This is a genomic window from Staphylococcus sp. MB377, from assembly GCF_001922505.1.
Classification (GTDB): Bacteria; Bacillota; Bacilli; order Staphylococcales; family Staphylococcaceae; genus Staphylococcus; species Staphylococcus haemolyticus.
Map to the genome: position 1 here is coordinate 1 of NZ_MAON01000015.1, position 17,209 is coordinate 17,209.

14 protein-coding genes and 3 pseudogenes are annotated in these 17,209 nt (G+C 29.7%); 12 read left to right on the forward strand and 5 right to left on the reverse strand.

Features of this window, described 5'->3' with window-relative positions; all coding sequences use genetic code 11:
* Positions 1-134, reverse strand: a pseudogene (locus BB045_RS04785) (IS6 family transposase); the annotation flags it as partial.
* A gap of 473 nt (positions 135-607) precedes the next feature.
* Here BB045_RS04785 and msr(A) point away from each other — a divergent pair.
* The 3 genes from msr(A) to BB045_RS04800 all read left to right on the forward strand — a co-directional run bounded on the left by msr(A) (position 608) and on the right by BB045_RS04800 (position 4,169).
* Positions 608-2,074 (forward strand): ABC-F type ribosomal protection protein Msr(A), encoded by a 1,467-nt coding sequence (gene msr(A) / locus BB045_RS04790; protein WP_000438873.1) that lies wholly within the window; start codon positions 608-610, stop codon positions 2,072-2,074.
* Positions 2,075-2,172: 98 nt separating this feature from the next.
* Complete coding sequence (locus BB045_RS04795; RefSeq protein WP_000196697.1) at positions 2,173-3,072, forward strand: Mph(C) family macrolide 2'-phosphotransferase; 900 nt, start codon at positions 2,173-2,175, stop codon at positions 3,070-3,072.
* 485 nt (positions 3,073-3,557) lie between these two features.
* A complete protein-coding gene (locus tag BB045_RS04800) occupies positions 3,558-4,169 on the forward strand; it encodes a recombinase family protein (RefSeq protein ID WP_000635275.1) in 612 nt (203 codons plus the stop codon).
* Positions 4,170-4,318: 149 nt separating this feature from the next.
* On the opposite strand, the gene BB045_RS04805 is transcribed toward BB045_RS04800, so the two are convergent.
* Both BB045_RS04805 and BB045_RS04810 read right to left on the reverse strand, forming a co-directional pair.
* Entirely contained in the window at positions 4,319-5,176 is an 858-nt protein-coding gene (locus BB045_RS04805; RefSeq protein ID WP_000162894.1) for a YitT family protein, read from the reverse strand.
* A 248-nt stretch (positions 5,177-5,424) separates the two neighbouring features.
* Complete coding sequence (locus BB045_RS04810; RefSeq protein WP_305954611.1) at positions 5,425-6,480, reverse strand: gamma-glutamyltransferase; 1,056 nt, start codon at positions 6,478-6,480, stop codon at positions 5,425-5,427.
* Positions 6,481-6,528: 48 nt separating this feature from the next.
* On the opposite strand from BB045_RS04810, the gene BB045_RS04815 reads away from it, so the two are divergent.
* Positions 6,529-6,945 (forward strand): VOC family protein, encoded by a 417-nt coding sequence (locus BB045_RS04815; protein ID WP_075140556.1) that lies wholly within the window; start codon positions 6,529-6,531, stop codon positions 6,943-6,945.
* 129 nt (positions 6,946-7,074) lie between these two features.
* On the opposite strand, the gene BB045_RS04820 is transcribed toward BB045_RS04815, so the two are convergent.
* On the reverse strand, positions 7,075-7,842 hold the full coding sequence (locus tag BB045_RS04820) for a DUF536 domain-containing protein (RefSeq protein ID WP_001829872.1): 768 nt from the start codon (positions 7,840-7,842) through the stop codon (positions 7,075-7,077).
* Positions 7,843-8,281: 439 nt separating this feature from the next.
* On the opposite strand from BB045_RS04820, the gene BB045_RS04825 reads away from it, so the two are divergent.
* The 5 genes from BB045_RS04825 to BB045_RS04845 all read left to right on the forward strand — a co-directional run bounded on the left by BB045_RS04825 (position 8,282) and on the right by BB045_RS04845 (position 13,531).
* A complete protein-coding gene (locus BB045_RS04825) occupies positions 8,282-9,217 on the forward strand; it encodes a replication initiator protein A (RefSeq protein ID WP_001829877.1) in 936 nt (311 codons plus the stop codon).
* A gap of 1,846 nt (positions 9,218-11,063) precedes the next feature.
* Complete coding sequence (locus BB045_RS04835) at positions 11,064-11,600, forward strand: helix-turn-helix domain-containing protein (protein WP_001829875.1); 537 nt, start codon at positions 11,064-11,066, stop codon at positions 11,598-11,600.
* A gap of 153 nt (positions 11,601-11,753) precedes the next feature.
* Positions 11,754-11,849 (forward strand): type I toxin-antitoxin system Fst family toxin, encoded by a 96-nt coding sequence (locus BB045_RS11975; RefSeq protein ID WP_014287283.1) that lies wholly within the window; start codon positions 11,754-11,756, stop codon positions 11,847-11,849.
* A gap of 334 nt (positions 11,850-12,183) precedes the next feature.
* On the forward strand, positions 12,184-12,543 hold the full coding sequence (locus BB045_RS04840; RefSeq protein WP_031774055.1) for a hypothetical protein: 360 nt from the start codon (positions 12,184-12,186) through the stop codon (positions 12,541-12,543).
* 142 nt (positions 12,544-12,685) lie between these two features.
* Positions 12,686-13,531 (forward strand): protein rep, encoded by an 846-nt coding sequence (locus tag BB045_RS04845; protein ID WP_001829879.1) that lies wholly within the window; start codon positions 12,686-12,688, stop codon positions 13,529-13,531.
* Positions 13,532-14,379: 848 nt separating this feature from the next.
* Here BB045_RS04845 and lnu(A) read toward each other — a convergent pair.
* Positions 14,380-14,865 (reverse strand): lincosamide nucleotidyltransferase Lnu(A), encoded by a 486-nt coding sequence (lnu(A), locus tag BB045_RS04855; RefSeq protein ID WP_001829870.1) that lies wholly within the window; start codon positions 14,863-14,865, stop codon positions 14,380-14,382.
* Positions 14,866-15,314: 449 nt separating this feature from the next.
* Here lnu(A) and BB045_RS04860 point away from each other — a divergent pair.
* The 3 genes and pseudogenes from BB045_RS04860 to BB045_RS04870 all read left to right on the forward strand — a co-directional run.
* Positions 15,315-15,866, forward strand: a pseudogene (locus BB045_RS04860) (protein rep); the annotation flags it as partial.
* 168 nt (positions 15,867-16,034) lie between these two features.
* Positions 16,035-16,796, forward strand: a complete 762-nt coding sequence (aadD1, locus tag BB045_RS04865) for an aminoglycoside O-nucleotidyltransferase ANT(4')-Ia (protein ID WP_001014230.1) — start codon at positions 16,035-16,037, stop codon at positions 16,794-16,796.
* 279 nt (positions 16,797-17,075) lie between these two features.
* Positions 17,076-17,209 (forward strand): annotated as a pseudogene (locus BB045_RS04870) (IS6 family transposase); the annotation flags it as partial.

The window sequence follows — 17,209 nt, forward strand, 5'->3', positions numbered from 1 at the left end:
GAATGATGAACGTTTACACCACGTTCTCTTAATATTTCAGATATATCACGATAGCTCAATGCATATCTTAGATAGTAGCCAACGGCTACAGTGATAACATCCTTGTTAAATTGTTTATATCTGAAATAGTTCATACAGAAGACTCCTTTTTGTTAAAATTATATTATAAATTCAACTTTGCAACAGAACCGTATTTTATGAGTACACTCTAAATTAAGGAGATGTATAATCAATCTAAAATTGTATTTTTATACTTTTGTTATATAATCTTTCTACTTAGAGATATATTGTAAAAAAACCAACAAAATGTTATATTAACATTACTATTTTATCGATGAAGGAGGATTAAAATGACAGCTTCTATGAGACTCAAATAAACCTTTTTGAATACAAAACTAAATTAATTCAAAAAGGCTTGTCCGCAATACACACTCATAGGATGACTTATGTCATTTTTTATCCTTCGATAGGAATAATAAACGCTTTCAAATACTAAAACATCATAATAAATTTTTAAGTGTTTGAAAGTGTAATGTGAATGAGACGGGAGTAGCCTGTCTCATTTTTTTGCGTACACGTCCTTTAAATATACAAGGAGTGTATAAATATGGAACAATATACAATTAAATTTAACCAAATCAATCATAAATTGACAGATTTACGATCACTTAACATCGGTCATCTTTACGCTTACCAATTTGAAAAAATAGCACTTATTGGGGGTAATGGTACTGGCAAAACCACATTACTAAATATGATTGCTCAAAAAACAAAACCAGAATCTGGAACAGTTGAAACGGTTGGCGAAATTCAATATTTTGAACAGCTTAACATGGATGTGGAAAATGATTTTAACACGTTAGACGGTAGTTTAATGAGTGAACTCCATATACCTATGCATACAACCGACAGTATGAGTGGTGGTGAAAAAGCAAAATATAAATTAGCTAATGTCATATCAAATTATAGTCCGATATTACTTTTAGATGAACCTACAAATCACTTGGATAAAATTGGTAAAGATTATCTGAAAAATATTTTAAAATATTACTATGGTACTTTAATTATAGTAAGTCATGATAGAGCACTTATAGACCAAATTGCTGACACAATTTGGGATATACAAGAAGATGGCACAATAAGAGTGTTTAAAGGTAATTACACACAGTATCAAAATCAATATGAACAAGAACAGTTAGAACAACAACGTCAATATGAACAGTATATAAGTGAAAAACAAAGATTGTCCCAAGCCAGTAAAGCTAAACGAAATCAAGCGCAACAAATGGCACAAGCATCATCAAAACAAAAAAACAAAAGTATAGCACCAGATCGTTTAAGTGCATCAAAACAAAAAGGCACGGTTGAGAAGGCTGCTCAAAAACAAGCTAAGCATATTGAAAAAAGAATGGAACATTTGGAAGAAGTTGAAAAACCACAAAGTTATCATGAATTCAATTTCCCACAAAATAAAATTTATGATATCCATAATAATTATCCAATCATTGCACAAAATCTAACATTGGTTAAAGGAAGTCAAAAACTGCTAACACAAGTACGATTCCAAATACCATATGGCAAAAATATAGCGCTCGTAGGTGCAAATGGTGTAGGTAAGACAACTTTACTTGAAGCTATTTACCACCAAATAGAGGGAATTGATTGTTCTCCTAAAGTGCAAATGGCATACTATCGTCAACTTGCTTATGAAGACATGCGTGACGTTTCATTATTGCAATATTTAATGGATGAAACGGATTCATCAGAATCATTCAGTAGAGCTATTTTAAATAACTTGGGTTTAAATGAAGCACTTGATCGTTCTTGTAATGTTTTGAGTGGTGGGGAAAGAACGAAATTATCGTTAGCAGTATTATTTTCAACGAAAGCGAATATGTTAATTTTGGATGAACCAACTAATTTTTTAGATATTAAAACATTAGAAGCATTAGAAATGTTTATGAATAAATATCCTGGAATCATTTTGTTTACATCACATGATACAAGGTTTGTTAAACATGTATCAGATAAAAAATGGGAATTAACAGGACAATCTATTCATGATATAACTTAAAAACTATACACTAATTTATATTGAATATTAGGTTCATTTATATCAATATAAAAAATACGTTCACAAGAAAAATATAATAGAAATAAGGATCCAATAAAATGACTCGACATAATGAAATTATTAAATGTGCAGAAAAATATCAATTACACATCCAACCTCAAACAATCTCATTGAATGAATCGGGACTTGATTTTCAAGTTGCATTTGGAAAAGATAAACATGGAGTAGAATGGGTTTTGAGACTACCAAGAAGACCTGACGTTTATAAACGAACAAAACCCGAAAAACAAACGGTAGACTTCTTACAGAAGAATGTTTCATTTGAAATACCGAAGTGGAAAGTACATGCAAAAGACCTTATTGCTTACCCAAAACTTACAGGTAAACCCGCAGCCACAATAGATCCAGAAATACAAAATTATGTATGGGAAATTGAACACAAACCATTACCAGAAAACTTTATTAACACATTAGCTGAAACACTCGTAGATTTACACAACATACCAGAAGAAAACATTAACGTTCAGCATATAAATATCAAAACCATACAAGAAATAAAAAATGACTTTCAAAGAAGAATGAATAAAGTTAAAGAAACTTATGGCGTATCAGATGAATTATGGAACAGATGGAAACAATGGTTAGAAAACGACGAACTATGGCCTCGACATGCGACCATGATACATGGGGACTTACATCCAGGACATATAATGGTAGATAACCAAGCAAACGTCACAGGTCTCATAGACTGGACTGAAGCAACCCACTCCGACCCATCAATGGACTTTATAGGACACCATCGTGTATTCGACGACGAAGGATTAGAGCAACTTATAACAGCATACGGTAAAGCTGGAGGTGAAATATGGCCACGAATGAAAGAGCATATAATAGAACTCAATGCAGTATTCCCAATGTTTATCGCTGAGTTTGCTATGGAATCAGGAGAATCGGCGTATGAAACGATGGCATTGAAAGAGTTAGGTATGAAAGAGTAGAACTTATATTAAAAGAGGCCCATTTTAAAGACGAAGGCAATCCTGATGAAATTTTAAAACTGCGTTTAATTAGTGATGGTCTTTGGTTTTCTATAATGTATTAAATATCTGGACATGGAACAAATGCAACAAATGGAAAGAATCGTTTTCGAAATTTCTAACTCCTTAAATCAGGAGGATAAATAAACGGTCATTTTCATTGAAAGCACTTATATAAATTTCATCAATTTTAATACCTACCGTAAATACATTTCATAAGTATTAAACAGATGATTAAAATTTTTAGTTAATTTAAATATTTATGATAGAGATGACCTTCAAATGAACGGTTCTGTTACAAAGAAAAAATCTATATTTATTTTTAGTAAGTTTTAATTATAGATATGTACACTTTGAGTACACCCTAATCATACAAAATGAATTGTTGAAATTACAGCAATTAAAATGTATGATTAGGGTGTATATTAATTATGAGGTGAAACTAAATGATTGTGGGCTATGCGCGGGTATCATCAGTAGATCAAAATTTAGAAAGACAACTTGAAAATTTAAAAACATTTGGTGCTGAAAAAATTTTTACAGAAAAACAATCAGGTCAATCTATAGAAAACAGACCCGTCTTTCAAGAAGCATTGAACTTTGTGAGAATGGGAGATCGTTTTGTCGTGGAATCAATTGATCGTTTAGGTCGTAATTATGATGAAGTCATTAATACCGTTAATTATCTTAAAGAGAAAGAAGTACAATTGATGATTACCAGTCTACCAATGATGAATGAAGTCATTGGTAATCCATTATTAGATAAATTTATGAAAGATTTAATTATACAGATATTAGCAATGGTTTCAGAACAAGAAAGAAATGAAAGTAAACGTCGACAAGCTCAAGGGATTCAAGTTGCGAAAGAGAAAGGCGTATATAAAGGACGACCTTTATTATATTCTCCCAATGCGAAAGATCCTCAAAAACGTGTTATCTATCATCGTGTTGTAGAAATGTTAGAGGAAGGCAAAGCGATTAGTAAAATTGCGAAAGAAGTGAATATTACAAGACAAACTGTTTATAGAATTAAACACGATAACGATGATTTGTTTTAATAAACGGTTTTTCAATGCAAATGAGAGCTTCTCACAGCGTCTGAAAACTTATGGTGATCAATTATTCTGAGATTTTAATATTAAAACAAGAAAAGAGAGAACCAATAAAAAGCTACCTAATAACTGGTAGCTTTTTATTTATCGTAATTTTAATATATATCTGATTTTTTCATATTTCCAGCCTTAACTTCTGCTGTATCATATATTGCGATAAATGCGTCTGGGTCTACATCATTTATAATTTCTTTAAGTTTTTGTTCTTCGAGTTTATTAATAACACAAGAAATTTCTACAAATGAATTATTTTCTTCATCAATAGTCACTTTTGTAAATGTGCAATACCTTCCCAGTCTTTCTTTAATTTCTTTATTCATAATGTCATAATCTTTTGTAATAATTTTAAACGTTTTCGAACCACTTAGTCCTTCTTCAATAATATGTATAACTTTTGAAGCAATAAAATATGCGAGCGCTGATAAAATGGCACCTTTAAAGCCAAAAACAGTAGAAACAAGTATAAATACGAATGTATTGAGAAATAAAATTAAATCACTTGTTCCGAAAGGTAACTTTCTAGATAATAAAACGGCTAACATATCTATACCATCTAATGCCCCACCATTTCTAAGGGCAAGACCCATGCCTAATCCAATAACAACTCCACCAACTACAGTAATAAGTAGTGAATCACCTTCAATAATTGTTGGTACATGATGCATAATCGAAGTGAATATAGATAATGATAAGATACCTATTATTGAAAATATAGCAAACTTACGTCCGATTTGTTTATAACCTAACCATATAAATGGTAAATTGATTATTCCTATTAATATTCCTAAAGGTAAACCAAACAAAGTGGAACCTACAATACTAATCCCTGTGACTCCTCCGTCAGAAACGTTATTTGGGATTAATATAGATTCCAAACCATATGCTGTAATAAGTGCCCCAATTATAATAAGTAAAATCCTGCCGAATGATATAATCACCATTTTTTTTGTCATTTTTGAACTCCTATTTTTATTATTAAAAAGTCTTCACCTATATTATAACTTGTTTTATCAATTTAATGAAATTGGTGTTAATGATTGATATCATATTTTTTTAAACAAAATTCTAAAAAAGATAATTTAATGTTTAATCAGCGTCTAATACTCAAAGTAAATAAATGAAAAATTTCCCAAGGCATTTACAAATATATTAAAATACACCAATCTCTAAAATTTTGAAGATTGGTGTATTTTAAATCAGTTTATCTGGTTCCTACATCATTTGCAATTTCAGTTTTTTTATTTTTAATATGATAAATACCTGCTTGAACACTTCCAAAATTAGGATTATCTTTTTCTTCTTTAATATTGTAACCTTGATTTTGAAGTATATCTAAATACTTTTTATTCATCCCTTTTTCAAAATGTACTGTATTACCATCATTATAAAATCTAGGTTTATATATACTATCTTGCAACGATCCATTACCTCTAAGGTAATCAATAATTACTTCATTAAGAATAGTTGGTATTTTATTTCCACCAGGGCTACCAATTCCCATATAGTAGTCTGGTCCAACTATAATTGTTGGAGATATATATGACCTTGGCACAGTATTTTTAGCATGATAATTGTTACTATCTTTATTATCAGAGAAGTTCGTCATGGAATTATTCATATAGAATCCTTCATCCATATATTTACCAGACCCAAAGTATCTTGATAGTGTATTTGTCGTACTCGTCATTTGACCTTGTTTGTCAACGACTACAAAGTGTAAAGTACTCGTTTTCTTAACACTATTATCGCTAATAGAGTCAGATGTATTTTGATTGTTATATTTATTACTTATATACATATTTGAAAGGTATTCTTGAGAGAAGTTCGTTTTAGCATTAACGATATCTCTATTACTGTACATTAAATCTCTTCCTGATAAAACACTATTTAAGTATTGTTCATCACTTTGACCATTATTAAGCATCTCATCTAATTTTAAACCTTGTAGCATTAATCCGCCACCTAAGGGATTAGATGATGAATAAACATGGGTATTTAAATACTTTGTTTCACTTGTTTTTTTCTGTTTTGATTTATAATTATTAAAATCAGTTTTATCAATCTGGCCGTTTAATTCTGTAGTTAGATGCTTTGCAAGTTTATCGTAAAAGTAATTAGGCCCATTATTTTTAATGCCTTTTAATGTTTTAGTAAGTTGTGGCTGCTTTACAATATCTCCATTTTTAACAGTATTACCATCTCCTTTGAAAAAAGGAGATGATTTATCAATACCTTTGCTATATTTTTTTATACTCATTTCTAATTCAGAATTAACTTCAAAACCGTCTTCTGCTAAAGGAATAACATAATCAAATATTTTTTAATCATTAATAATGCAGAAAAATTAAGAATACGCTTAGAAGAATTATTTAATGCAAATACAGTTTATATACAAAGAATAAAAGATAGACCATTAGAAGCGCGTAAAGATGTTGATGAAAGAGATTTAGAAAAAATTGATCAATGTGTTATTTTATTTGGTGATGTGAAATTAATGATTGCAGATGATACTGAAGGACTTCCAATTACTAAAGGAAATAATGTTTCTTTGTGTGTGACATTCGAAAATGTCGAAGACACAAAGAGAATTTATGATAAATTCGTTGAATTAGGCTCTGAAATTTTATTACCTTTTGCTCCGAAATTTTACACGGAAGGTTACGGATATGTTAAAGATGAATTCGGAATTGCTTATCATCTCTTTACCAAAAGAAAAAATTAAAAAAAGAGCATATATCATATGCTCTTTTTTTAATCATAATTTACATAATCGATGATTATCAGAAGTTTCATCACTATAAAAGGTGTATCAAAGATTTATACTCCCTTGATACACCTTTTACATTCATTTTTAATTACCGAAGAATCGACTCCAAAATCCCTTTTTAGGTGGTTCTACCTCCCTATTATCATCAGGATCATTCTTCGTTTCTTCAACGAACTTATCCTCTTTTGTTAATTCACCTTCATCTGTACTGTCATTCTTTTTCTCTTCGGCTATATCCTTGTAATTTACTTCTGTTGGTTGACGCTTTGTTTGTTGTTGGTTGATATTTTGCGATTCTTCAGTAAAAGTTGCTTCTTGCGGATTAATATTTTGTCTATTATTCGTCGCTGTATCAAAAGAATAATTAAGCTGTCTTTCTTCTTCTAATTGACTTTCTAGTTTTTGAATTTTTTTATTGCTTTCTAAAGCTAATATTTGTTGATTCTCCAACAATTTATTTAACGTATTAACATTGCTATTTTGTTGATCTAATTGCTTAGTTAAATTCTCAATATATTTTTCATCATTTTTAGCTCTAGTTTCAAAGATTTCTATTTGCTTTTCTAATTCGTTTACTTTTGTTTTTAATGTCTCAGAACTATTTGAATTATTATATATATTCTTTTCTGATTTTGCAGTATTTTCACCAAACAATTCTTTTTTTACTGATTCTTTATTTTGGATTGTACTCTCTTTCTTAGTAATTTTTTCTATAATTTTCAAATAATCATTATCATCAATATAATTAATCCCATTTTCTTTTTCAAAAGTTATATTTAAACTTTTAGCATTATTAACAATAGTTTGTTTAGTTACACCTAATTCATCAGCAACCATTTTAATAGTTCTCATAACATCCACCCTTAGGTACCTAATTTAGTACCTAAATTTTACCACCTAATGAATTTTATTTCATCAATTACCACTAAATTTACTACCTATTTACTACATATGCACCTAATTAGCTACCTATAATATGTTTTTGGAGCTTAATTAGGTACTAAAACAATGAACTACACATTTTGCCATGGCAATGTGCTTTTAACTACATTTAAAACTCTTTATATACTTTCTTAAAAGTGTTAATATTGCTTTATAAATACTAAAAGAGTCAATGCTATTGGCGTAGCATTGACTCTCGGTAATAAAACGATTCGCACTCGTTTGTTTATATATTTTTTGATACTTGTATTATATCTATCTAATCATCTAAGTGCAAGCACAAAACATATAACTTACGTAAAAATTGTTTTATTACCTCAATCCTAAAAATGGAAATGAGGTTTTTATTATGCCCAATTTTGAAAAATACAATTTATCACAAGTAAAAACTGAAAGGTTTTATCAACTACCTAAATATTTATTCGAAGATGCATATTTTAAAAAAATGTCGGCGGAAGCCAAAATTATGTATGCGTTATTAAAAGATCGCTTTGAATTATCCATCCAAAATGAATGGGTAGATAAAAATAATAACATTTACTTTATTTTCAGTAATAAACATTTGTGCGAATACTTAGGTTATGCAGAACAAAAAATTATAAAATTAAAAAAAGAGTTAATAAGTTTTAATTTATTAACTCAAGAACGTGTTGGCCTTAATAAACCAAATAGATTATATTTATTAAAACCTAATTATGACATTAAAGCCAGTCATAGCAAGGAACTTCCAAATTCACAGTTCCAGAACAATGAATTTGGAAGTTCTAGAACTGTGAATTTAAGTGGTCAAGAACTTCCAAATTCACAGTCTAATGATACTGAGAATAATGATACTGATTATATTAAAACTGAGAGTAATGATACGAATGATTTGAATGATAATAAGCTAACTTTTCCTAGTAATCATACAAATCATTCAAATCACAACAATTCAAACTTTAATAATGAAGCTTTAAAATTCCAATTACTCGAAGAACTACCTCAAAGTATTCAAAGGTATTTAAGTAACTTTTCTGTAAATGAAATTAAAATCATCAAACCTGTATTATTAAAAGCCAAGACGTCCTTTAATAATTCTATTGATACATATTACTTATTAGAAGATATGGAAATAGAAATACTTCATGTTCTTAAACGTTTCAAAGCTATGCTTATTCAAAAAAATGAAACCGTTGAAGCCATGCAAGGGTACTTAATGAAATCCCTTAAGTCTGAATTCGCTGAAATGCATACGCTTAATAAACGACGTGATCATTTACCAATCACTTCTTTATTTAATCAATAATGATTCAATTAGAGAGCATCTTTAAATAGATGTTCTCTTTTTTTATTTACAAGTGGTTGCTAAGGCAACCACCTAGATCAAACGAAAGGTAAGGGAGGGGATAACAAAATAAGATCAACACAATATCACAATATAGCATGCTGCTATTAAAGAAAGGAGGAAGAATTATGAGTACTAAGAAAAAGATTAAAGTTACTTTGGCAATGATTAATGTTCTTTTAACTGCAGTCGAACTTTATCTTCAATGGCAATTGAGTAAATCTGAAAATGAACTGTAGTTAAACAAGTAGGTAGGACTAAAACGTTTCTGTTTTAGTCCTATTTTTTCTATAAATGGTTATTATTCATTTGAAAATGGCTCAAACATGTCGCATAAGATGAAAAATAAAATGATCATTTAACGTTGTTTTAACTTTAAAAATTATAAAAATACTAACCGTTTTTATATTCTTTAGCAATCTTTCTTAGTTATAAAAGTAACTTAATAAAATCGTTTTTGTCATTTACTTTGTTAATGATCGGAAAGAAAAGATTGATTTTATCATTCCAAAAAATCAAAATTCAGATTCAATTGATATACATCATAAACAAAAAGTAAGTCGTTAATGTTCAAGACATAAGTCGAATGTAATTTTAAATTTGATTTTTTCTATCCCAAACTGAGTAAAGATATTTACTTAGTTTTCTTTTTTTTTTATCTCCAATTATTTTACTAACAATGCTTATTTTGAAAATAAAAATAAGCACTTAAAGTAAAAAGTGAACAAGAGAATAGCCACTTTTGTCTTAAAGCACGTTTTGTTTTTGGAAATATTACAAATATAATAGGATTTTCAAATAGTATTTGACATGAGCATAAGGAAATCCAGTACCACCTTTGGTGGTATTCAGCATAGCTGAAGGATTGTCTTACCGTTCGCTTTGCTTACTTGCTCTTTGAAATTCACTACAAGTGTTGATATAACAACATTTATAGTTAATATTAAATAAAAATTAATCGACATTATAAACCTTAATATTGCATACTATTTACAATTGTTACAAGACCACTTTAAATTGTCTGAATACTATTGTTTTTATTGATTTCATAGGCTTCAGTCGTCGTCAATCCTATAAATAGGATTGATTTTTTTATCCAAATCCTATTAATCCTATTACTTTTAGTATTAATATCAAAAATAAAATCACTCAAAAGTAATCTAAGTAATTCATTCATTTGTTTTACTTTTTGAAATTGACTAAATACTTTTTGCTCAATATCGTATTCAATAATGATCTTATTATTTATTTTTAAGTTCAAAAAAGAAGGGAAAGAATAAAACAATTTCTATACTTTTCTATGCTCGATTTTATTAAAAAGTGACCCGAAATAAAGATCACTTTATCTTTTTATTAAATAGAAAATTAAAAAAACGGAAAAATATATAATAAGATTCATCGAATGATTACTCAAATTTTTGTTTGTGAAATACATTTATATTTATTTGATTCTCATTTGCGTTTTAAGAGCTAACTTAAAATTTCAGTAGCTCTTACTCACTTTTTGGATGATAAAAGTGAAAATAATACCAAAAAATCAAGAAAAGATATTTTAATTATAACGTAGCATTTATGACGAAAAAATTTATTGTTCGTTGAGAAGAACTCTTAACTAAACTTATAGACGAATGTCGGTATAGCGTGAGCTATTAAGCCGACCATTCGACAATTTTAGGGAGCAATTGTGATAAAGTATTAATGTTTTAAACCTGTTACATCATTGATTTCGTTGGGATGTAACAGGTTTGTTTCTTTTAATTTGGATTTGTTGTGAGATTATAAATTTATAAAAAACAAGGAGAAGCTTATGATATCGAATAAATTAAAATCTGCGAGATTAGCAAAGGAATTAACGCAATCTGAGGTAGCTAAAAAATTATACGTTACTAGACAAACTGTTTCTCGATGGGAGCAAGGTAAAACGTTGCCTAATATTTATGTAATTCAAGAATTAAGCGATCTTTATGATATTTCTTTAGATGAATTAGTAGTAAATACAGCATTAGAAAATAAGGAGGCTAAAAGTATGAAAAATGTAAATCCTTTTGCTTTATTTGGAGCGATATTATTTAATGTGTTTTTATTTTCTTTAATAGTTATATTTTTTGGTGGCTTTTTGTTATTATCTTTATTCATTTCTTTAGCTATGTTATTTAGTCCTTTGATTTTAGCAATCTTTGTTTTAACGGGTGTACAAGAGTTTAATGTAATTCAACTAGTTATGACTGTTATTTTCGTTGTTATTGGTTTGTTATCAATTCCTTTATTGAAAAAAGTCAGTGTATTTTTATTTAAATTTTTCAAACGATATTTGAAATTTAATCATAAAGCAATTTTTTATTGAATTTAGAAACGAGTTTCTTTATAAAAGTAAGCAAAGATATAATATAAAATGACTTATCGGAAGTGAATATGCTTATGTATTTACAAATGATATAATAATAGAGTCGCCTATCTCTCAGGCGTCAATTTGACGTAGAGAGGAGGTGCATACGCGATGTCTGAAATCTTTGTGAACATCATGACCACAGCAGCAAGTGGTTGTCTCGTTGCGCTATTTGCGCATTGGCTACGCAAGCGTAATGACGAATAGGCGACTAGTCACACCAAAAAATCCCCTTACTACGGCCATAGTAAGGGGATTTGGTGCATACATGCCTGATAATCTTTGTTAATTACATTGTAACACTATAATTGGTAGGAATGCAAAGTTCATAAAGTTTGAGCGTAAATATTATAATTACGGAGTTATTTTATTTATATCTGTAGTATATATAAATAGGAATAGGGTTAATGATATTTATAAAACATGCATTTTTAATTGATGTTTTAATAACTATACTGATATATGTTATATATTATAAGAATCATTTGATAATAATGTGAGTCAGTAACATTTTTATATGGCTTAGAGAGGAAGTTTTAGAATGAAGAAGATGTTACGTATATCGATTTTCATAATAGTGGTCTCCATATTTATTGTTTTTAAATACTCTTATCAAATTGAGGGAATTCTAGAAGAATATCCAAATATTTTAAAAGCATTTGTAGCATTATTCACTCTCCTTACAACTGTTATCAGTCTTGTTATCGCATATAAATCATATGATAATAGCGTTAAGCAACAAGAAAAAGATAAAGAAGAAAAAAACAAACAGTTCGAAGAAAATAGCGATAGGATTATTAATAGTTTGAAATCTGATTTAGCAAAATATACTAGGAAAATAAATGTTTTTAGATTAGGATATACGAATTCAGGTTCTGTTGCAAACTTGAAAATCATATAATATAGATACAAAGAAATGAAAAATAATAAAATCCAACCGAATAATCTGTTGATATAATAGTATATAATTTACTGCTTTTGCATAACTTTGTATATTAATTTAACTTTGCAACAGAACCAAACGACATATTGGGGAAAATCAAATGGATTTAGTTGAGAATTGTAATACATTTTTGTCTTTTGTGACGAATAGAAGAATGGACAAAAAGAAATTATATAAATCTAATCCATGTAAAAATCGTTTTTGTCCGATGTGTGCATGGCGAAAGGCGAGAAAAGATGCATTAGGTTTGTCATTGATGATGCAGCATATTAAGCAAGCAGAAGATAAGCAATTCATCTTTTTAACACTTACAACGCCAAATGTAACAAGTGAACATTTGGAAAGTGAAATAAAACATTATAATCAATCATTCAGACGATTAAGTAATCGTAAACATTTTAAGTCTATAGCTAAAGGTTATGTTAGAAAATTAGAAATTACTTATAACAAAAAGCGTGATGATTATAACCCACATTTTCATGTATTGATTGCCGTTAATAAATCATATTTTAAAGATACTAAAGCTTATATTACTCAAAAAGAATGGCTAGAAATGTGGCGTGATGTCACAGGAAATTCTGAAATTACACAAGTACATATACAAAAAGTTAAGCAAAATAATAATAAAGAACTTTACGAAATGGCTAAATATTCTGGTAAGGATAATGACTATTTAATTAATCAAAAAGTGTTCGACGCATTTTATAAAGCGTTAAAAGGAAAACAAGTTCTTGTTTATTCTGGACTGTTTAAAGACGCAAGAAAGAAATTAAAAAATGGAGAATTAGATTACTTAAAAGAAGTTGATCCGACCGAATATATTTATCAAATTTTTTATACTTGGAATAAAAAAGAGTATTTAGCGAGTGAAATTTTTGATTTAACAGAAAGTGAAAAACAAGAAATTAATCATCAAATGATTGATGAAATTGAAGAAGAAAAATAAAAATAAATTTTCTTAAACGTTAGCAAAAAGCTAGCGTTTTTTTGTTGAAAATACGTTAAAAATGGCTGGGTACAAACTGGGTACAGACACAATATATAGGGGTACAACCGGGGTACAATCGCAATTTGTAGGGGTACAATCGGGGTACAAAATAAATTTCTAGGCACCTATGAAAAATCTCTGTATCCCTTGAAATGTCTGGCTTCGCCAGACCCACCTTTTTAAAAGGTGGCAAATTTCCCTTATGCTCTTAACTCTTGATTTGGGTTCAATTCAAAATTTGGTATTTTTTGAAAGAAATTGCCCCTGCAGGAACTAAAAAAGTTGATGAATTTTTGAGCCATTTTATGCCAATTTTTAATTTGCATATAACTGGGCACAGTGTCTAAAAAAACGGCACTGGTTTTGCTCAAATTTTTGTTTGTGAAATTAAAATATATTTATTTGGCTCTCATTTGCGTTTTAAGAGCCAATATAAGTTTTTGGGTATAAAACTATATAAATAACTCTAATTTTTCAAAATACCGCCTTAAAATTAAAAATAAAGGTATTCTGATTTGTAATAAATTAAAATATAAAAAAAGAGCCACCATTTAAAATTTAGGCAGCTCTTACTCACTTTTTGGATGATAAAAGTGGAAAATTAATTCGAGAAAAAACAGAAAGGATATTTTAATTATAACACGGCATTTATGCCGAGAAAATTTATTGATGTTGAGAAGAACCCTTAACTAAACTTGTAGACGAATGTCGGTATAGCGTGAGCTATTAAACCGACCATTCGACAAGTTTTGGGATTGTTAAGGGTTCCGAGGCTCAACGTCAATAAAGCAATTGGAATAAAGCAATTATGTTATTGATTTTAAATTTTTTATATCAAAATGGTCTTTTTCTGTTAAATCATAACCAGAATGAAAAAGAAGTTGAGCTTCTTTTGAAATACATGGTATTTTTCGACCTTTGTAATTAGTTTCTGAAAACCAGTCATTTTGGAAAACATAATTACCACCTTCTGGGTTTGCTTGGGTAATTGATCCATCATCATTTAGATTTATAGGATGAATATCTAAATACCCATATTCTTCATGCTTAAGTTCCATACGTGAAGGCATCCAATCAACTTCTATTTTGTATCCTATATCTTCTAATTTTTGTATAACTTTTTGAGTGTGTTGAGCGTCAAAATCTATATCTATATCTCTGTGTTCTCTTTGTTGTTTTCCAGTTAATACATCTACCCCCCAGCCACCATCTAACCAATAAGTTACTTTCATGTGTTCAAATAAATCTAAAATATAAAATAAATCTTTTTCTGTTACATTATTATTTTTCATTTTATCCCTCCTAACTTGGGAATTTGAAACAAGTTGAAAACGAGTTTCTTCTTGTCTTGATAATAAGGGTAACTATTACAAGCTGTGATAGTTACCCTTATTCCATTGATATGACTGGTTTTAAGCACAAAAAAAGTTGCCTTTTCCAGCATACTATTGTATCGTTTTAGGTGTCTAAGCTAAACGAAAAATAGAAAGGAGAAAAAGCAACGTCTTTTCGTATTTCAAACAAAGTTGTTTTATGTGAATTATATGAAAAAGTATACTGAGAAAAAACAAAGAAATCAAGTATTTCAAAACTTTATTAAACGACAGGTTCTGTTGCAAACTTGAAAATCATATAATATAGATACAAAGAAATGAAAAATAATAAAATCCAACCGAATAATCTGTTGATATAATAGTATATAATTTACTGCTTTTGCATAACTTTGTATATTAATTTAACTTTGCAACAGAACCAAAAAATTAATAAAAATCTTGTTGGTTTTATGCGTGCAACGGAAGTGACAATAAATAATAAAGATAATTCTTATAATCAGCACATGCATGTATTGGTATGTGTGGAACCAACTTATTTTAAGAATACAGAAAACTACGTGAATCAAAAACAATGGATTCAATTTTGGAAAAAGGCAATGAAATTAGACTATGATCCAAATGTAAAAGTTCAAATGATTCGACCGAAAAATAAATATAAATCGGATATACAATCGGCAATTGACGAAACTGCAAAATATCCTGTAAAGGATACGGATTTTATGACCGATGATGAAGAAAAGAATTTGAAACGTTTGTCTGATTTGGAGGAAGGTTTACACCGTAAAAGGTTAATCTCCTATGGTGGTTTGTTAAAAGAAATACATAAAAAATTAAACCTTGATGACACAGAAGAAGGCGATTTGATTCATACAGATGATGACGAAAAAGCCGATGAAGATGGATTTTCTATTATTGCAATGTGGAATTGGGAACGGAAAAATTATTTTATTAAAGAGTAGTTCAACAAACGGGCCAGTTTGTTGAAGATTAGATGCTATAATTGTTATTAAAAGGATTGAAGGATGCTTAGGAAGACGAGTTATTAATAGCTGAATAAGAACGGTGCTCTCCAAATATTCTTATTTAGAAAAGCAAATCTAAAATTATCTGAAAAGGGAATGAGAATAGTGAATGGACCAATAATAATGACTAGAGAAGAAAGAATGAAGATTGTTCATGAAATTAAGGAACGAATATTGGATAAATATGGGGATGATGTTAAGGCTATTGGTGTTTATGGCTCTCTTGGTCGTCAGACTGATGGGCCCTATTCGGATATTGAGATGATGTGTGTCATGTCAACAGAGGAAGCAGAGTTCAGCCATGAATGGACAACCGGTGAGTGGAAGGTGGAAGTGAATTTTGATAGCGAAGAGATTCTACTAGATTATGCATCTCAGGTGGAATCAGATTGGCCGCTTACACATGGTCAATTTTTCTCTATTTTGCCGATTTATGATTCAGGTGGATACTTAGAGAAAGTGTATCAAACTGCTAAATCGGTAGAAGCCCAAACGTTCCACGATGCGATTTGTGCCCTTATCGTAGAAGAGCTGTTTGAATATGCAGGCAAATGGCGTAATATTCGTGTGCAAGGACCGACAACATTTCTACCATCCTTGACTGTACAGGTAGCAATGGCAGGTGCCATGTTGATTGGTCTGCATCATCGCATCTGTTATACGACGAGCGCTTCGGTCTTAACTGAAGCAGTTAAGCAATCAGATCTTCCTTCAGGTTATGACCATCTGTGCCAGTTCGTAATGTCTGGTCAACTTTCCGACTCTGAGAAACTTCTGGAATCGCTAGAGAATTTCTGGAATGGGATTCAGGAGTGGACAGAACGACACGGATATATAGTGGATGTGTCAAAACGCATACCATTTTGAACGATGACCTCTAATAATTGTTAATCATGTTGGTTACGTATTTATTAACTTCTCCTAGTATTAGTAATTATCATGGCTGTCATGGCGCATTAACGGAATAAAGGGTGTGCTTAAATCGGGCCATTTTGCGTAATAAGAAAAAGGATTAATTATGAGCGAATTGAATTAATAATAAGGTAATAGATTTACATTAGAAAATGAAAGGGGATTTTATGCGTGAGAAGGTTCTGTTGCAAAGTTGAATTTATAATATAATTTTAACAAAAAGGAGTCTTCTGTATGAACCATTTCAGATATAAACAATTTAACAAGGATGTTATCACTGTAGCCGTTGGCTACTATCTAAGATATGCATTGAGCTATCGTGATATATCTGAAATATTAAGAGAACGTGGTGTAAACGTTCATCATTC

Bases quoted from the DNA above. Each gene is read 5' to 3' on its own strand.
- BB045_RS04840 (WP_031774055.1), top strand. From the start codon at position 12,184: ATGAAGAAGATGTTACGTATATCGATTTTCATAATAGTGGTCTCCATA.
- BB045_RS04810 (WP_305954611.1), bottom strand. From the start codon at position 6,480: ATGAGTATAAAAAAATATAGCAAAGGTATTGATAAATCATCTCCTTTT.
- BB045_RS04825 (WP_001829877.1), top strand. From the start codon at position 8,282: ATGCCCAATTTTGAAAAATACAATTTATCACAAGTAAAAACTGAAAGG.
- BB045_RS04795 (WP_000196697.1), top strand. From the start codon at position 2,173: ATGACTCGACATAATGAAATTATTAAATGTGCAGAAAAATATCAATTA.
- BB045_RS11975 (WP_014287283.1), top strand. From the start codon at position 11,754: ATGTCTGAAATCTTTGTGAACATCATGACCACAGCAGCAAGTGGTTGT.
- BB045_RS04835 (WP_001829875.1), top strand. From the start codon at position 11,064: ATGATATCGAATAAATTAAAATCTGCGAGATTAGCAAAGGAATTAACG.
- BB045_RS04805 (WP_000162894.1), bottom strand. From the start codon at position 5,176: ATGACAAAAAAAATGGTGATTATATCATTCGGCAGGATTTTACTTATT.
- BB045_RS04820 (WP_001829872.1), bottom strand. From the start codon at position 7,842: ATGAGAACTATTAAAATGGTTGCTGATGAATTAGGTGTAACTAAACAA.
- BB045_RS04800 (WP_000635275.1), top strand. From the start codon at position 3,558: ATGATTGTGGGCTATGCGCGGGTATCATCAGTAGATCAAAATTTAGAA.
- BB045_RS04845 (WP_001829879.1), top strand. From the start codon at position 12,686: ATGGATTTAGTTGAGAATTGTAATACATTTTTGTCTTTTGTGACGAAT.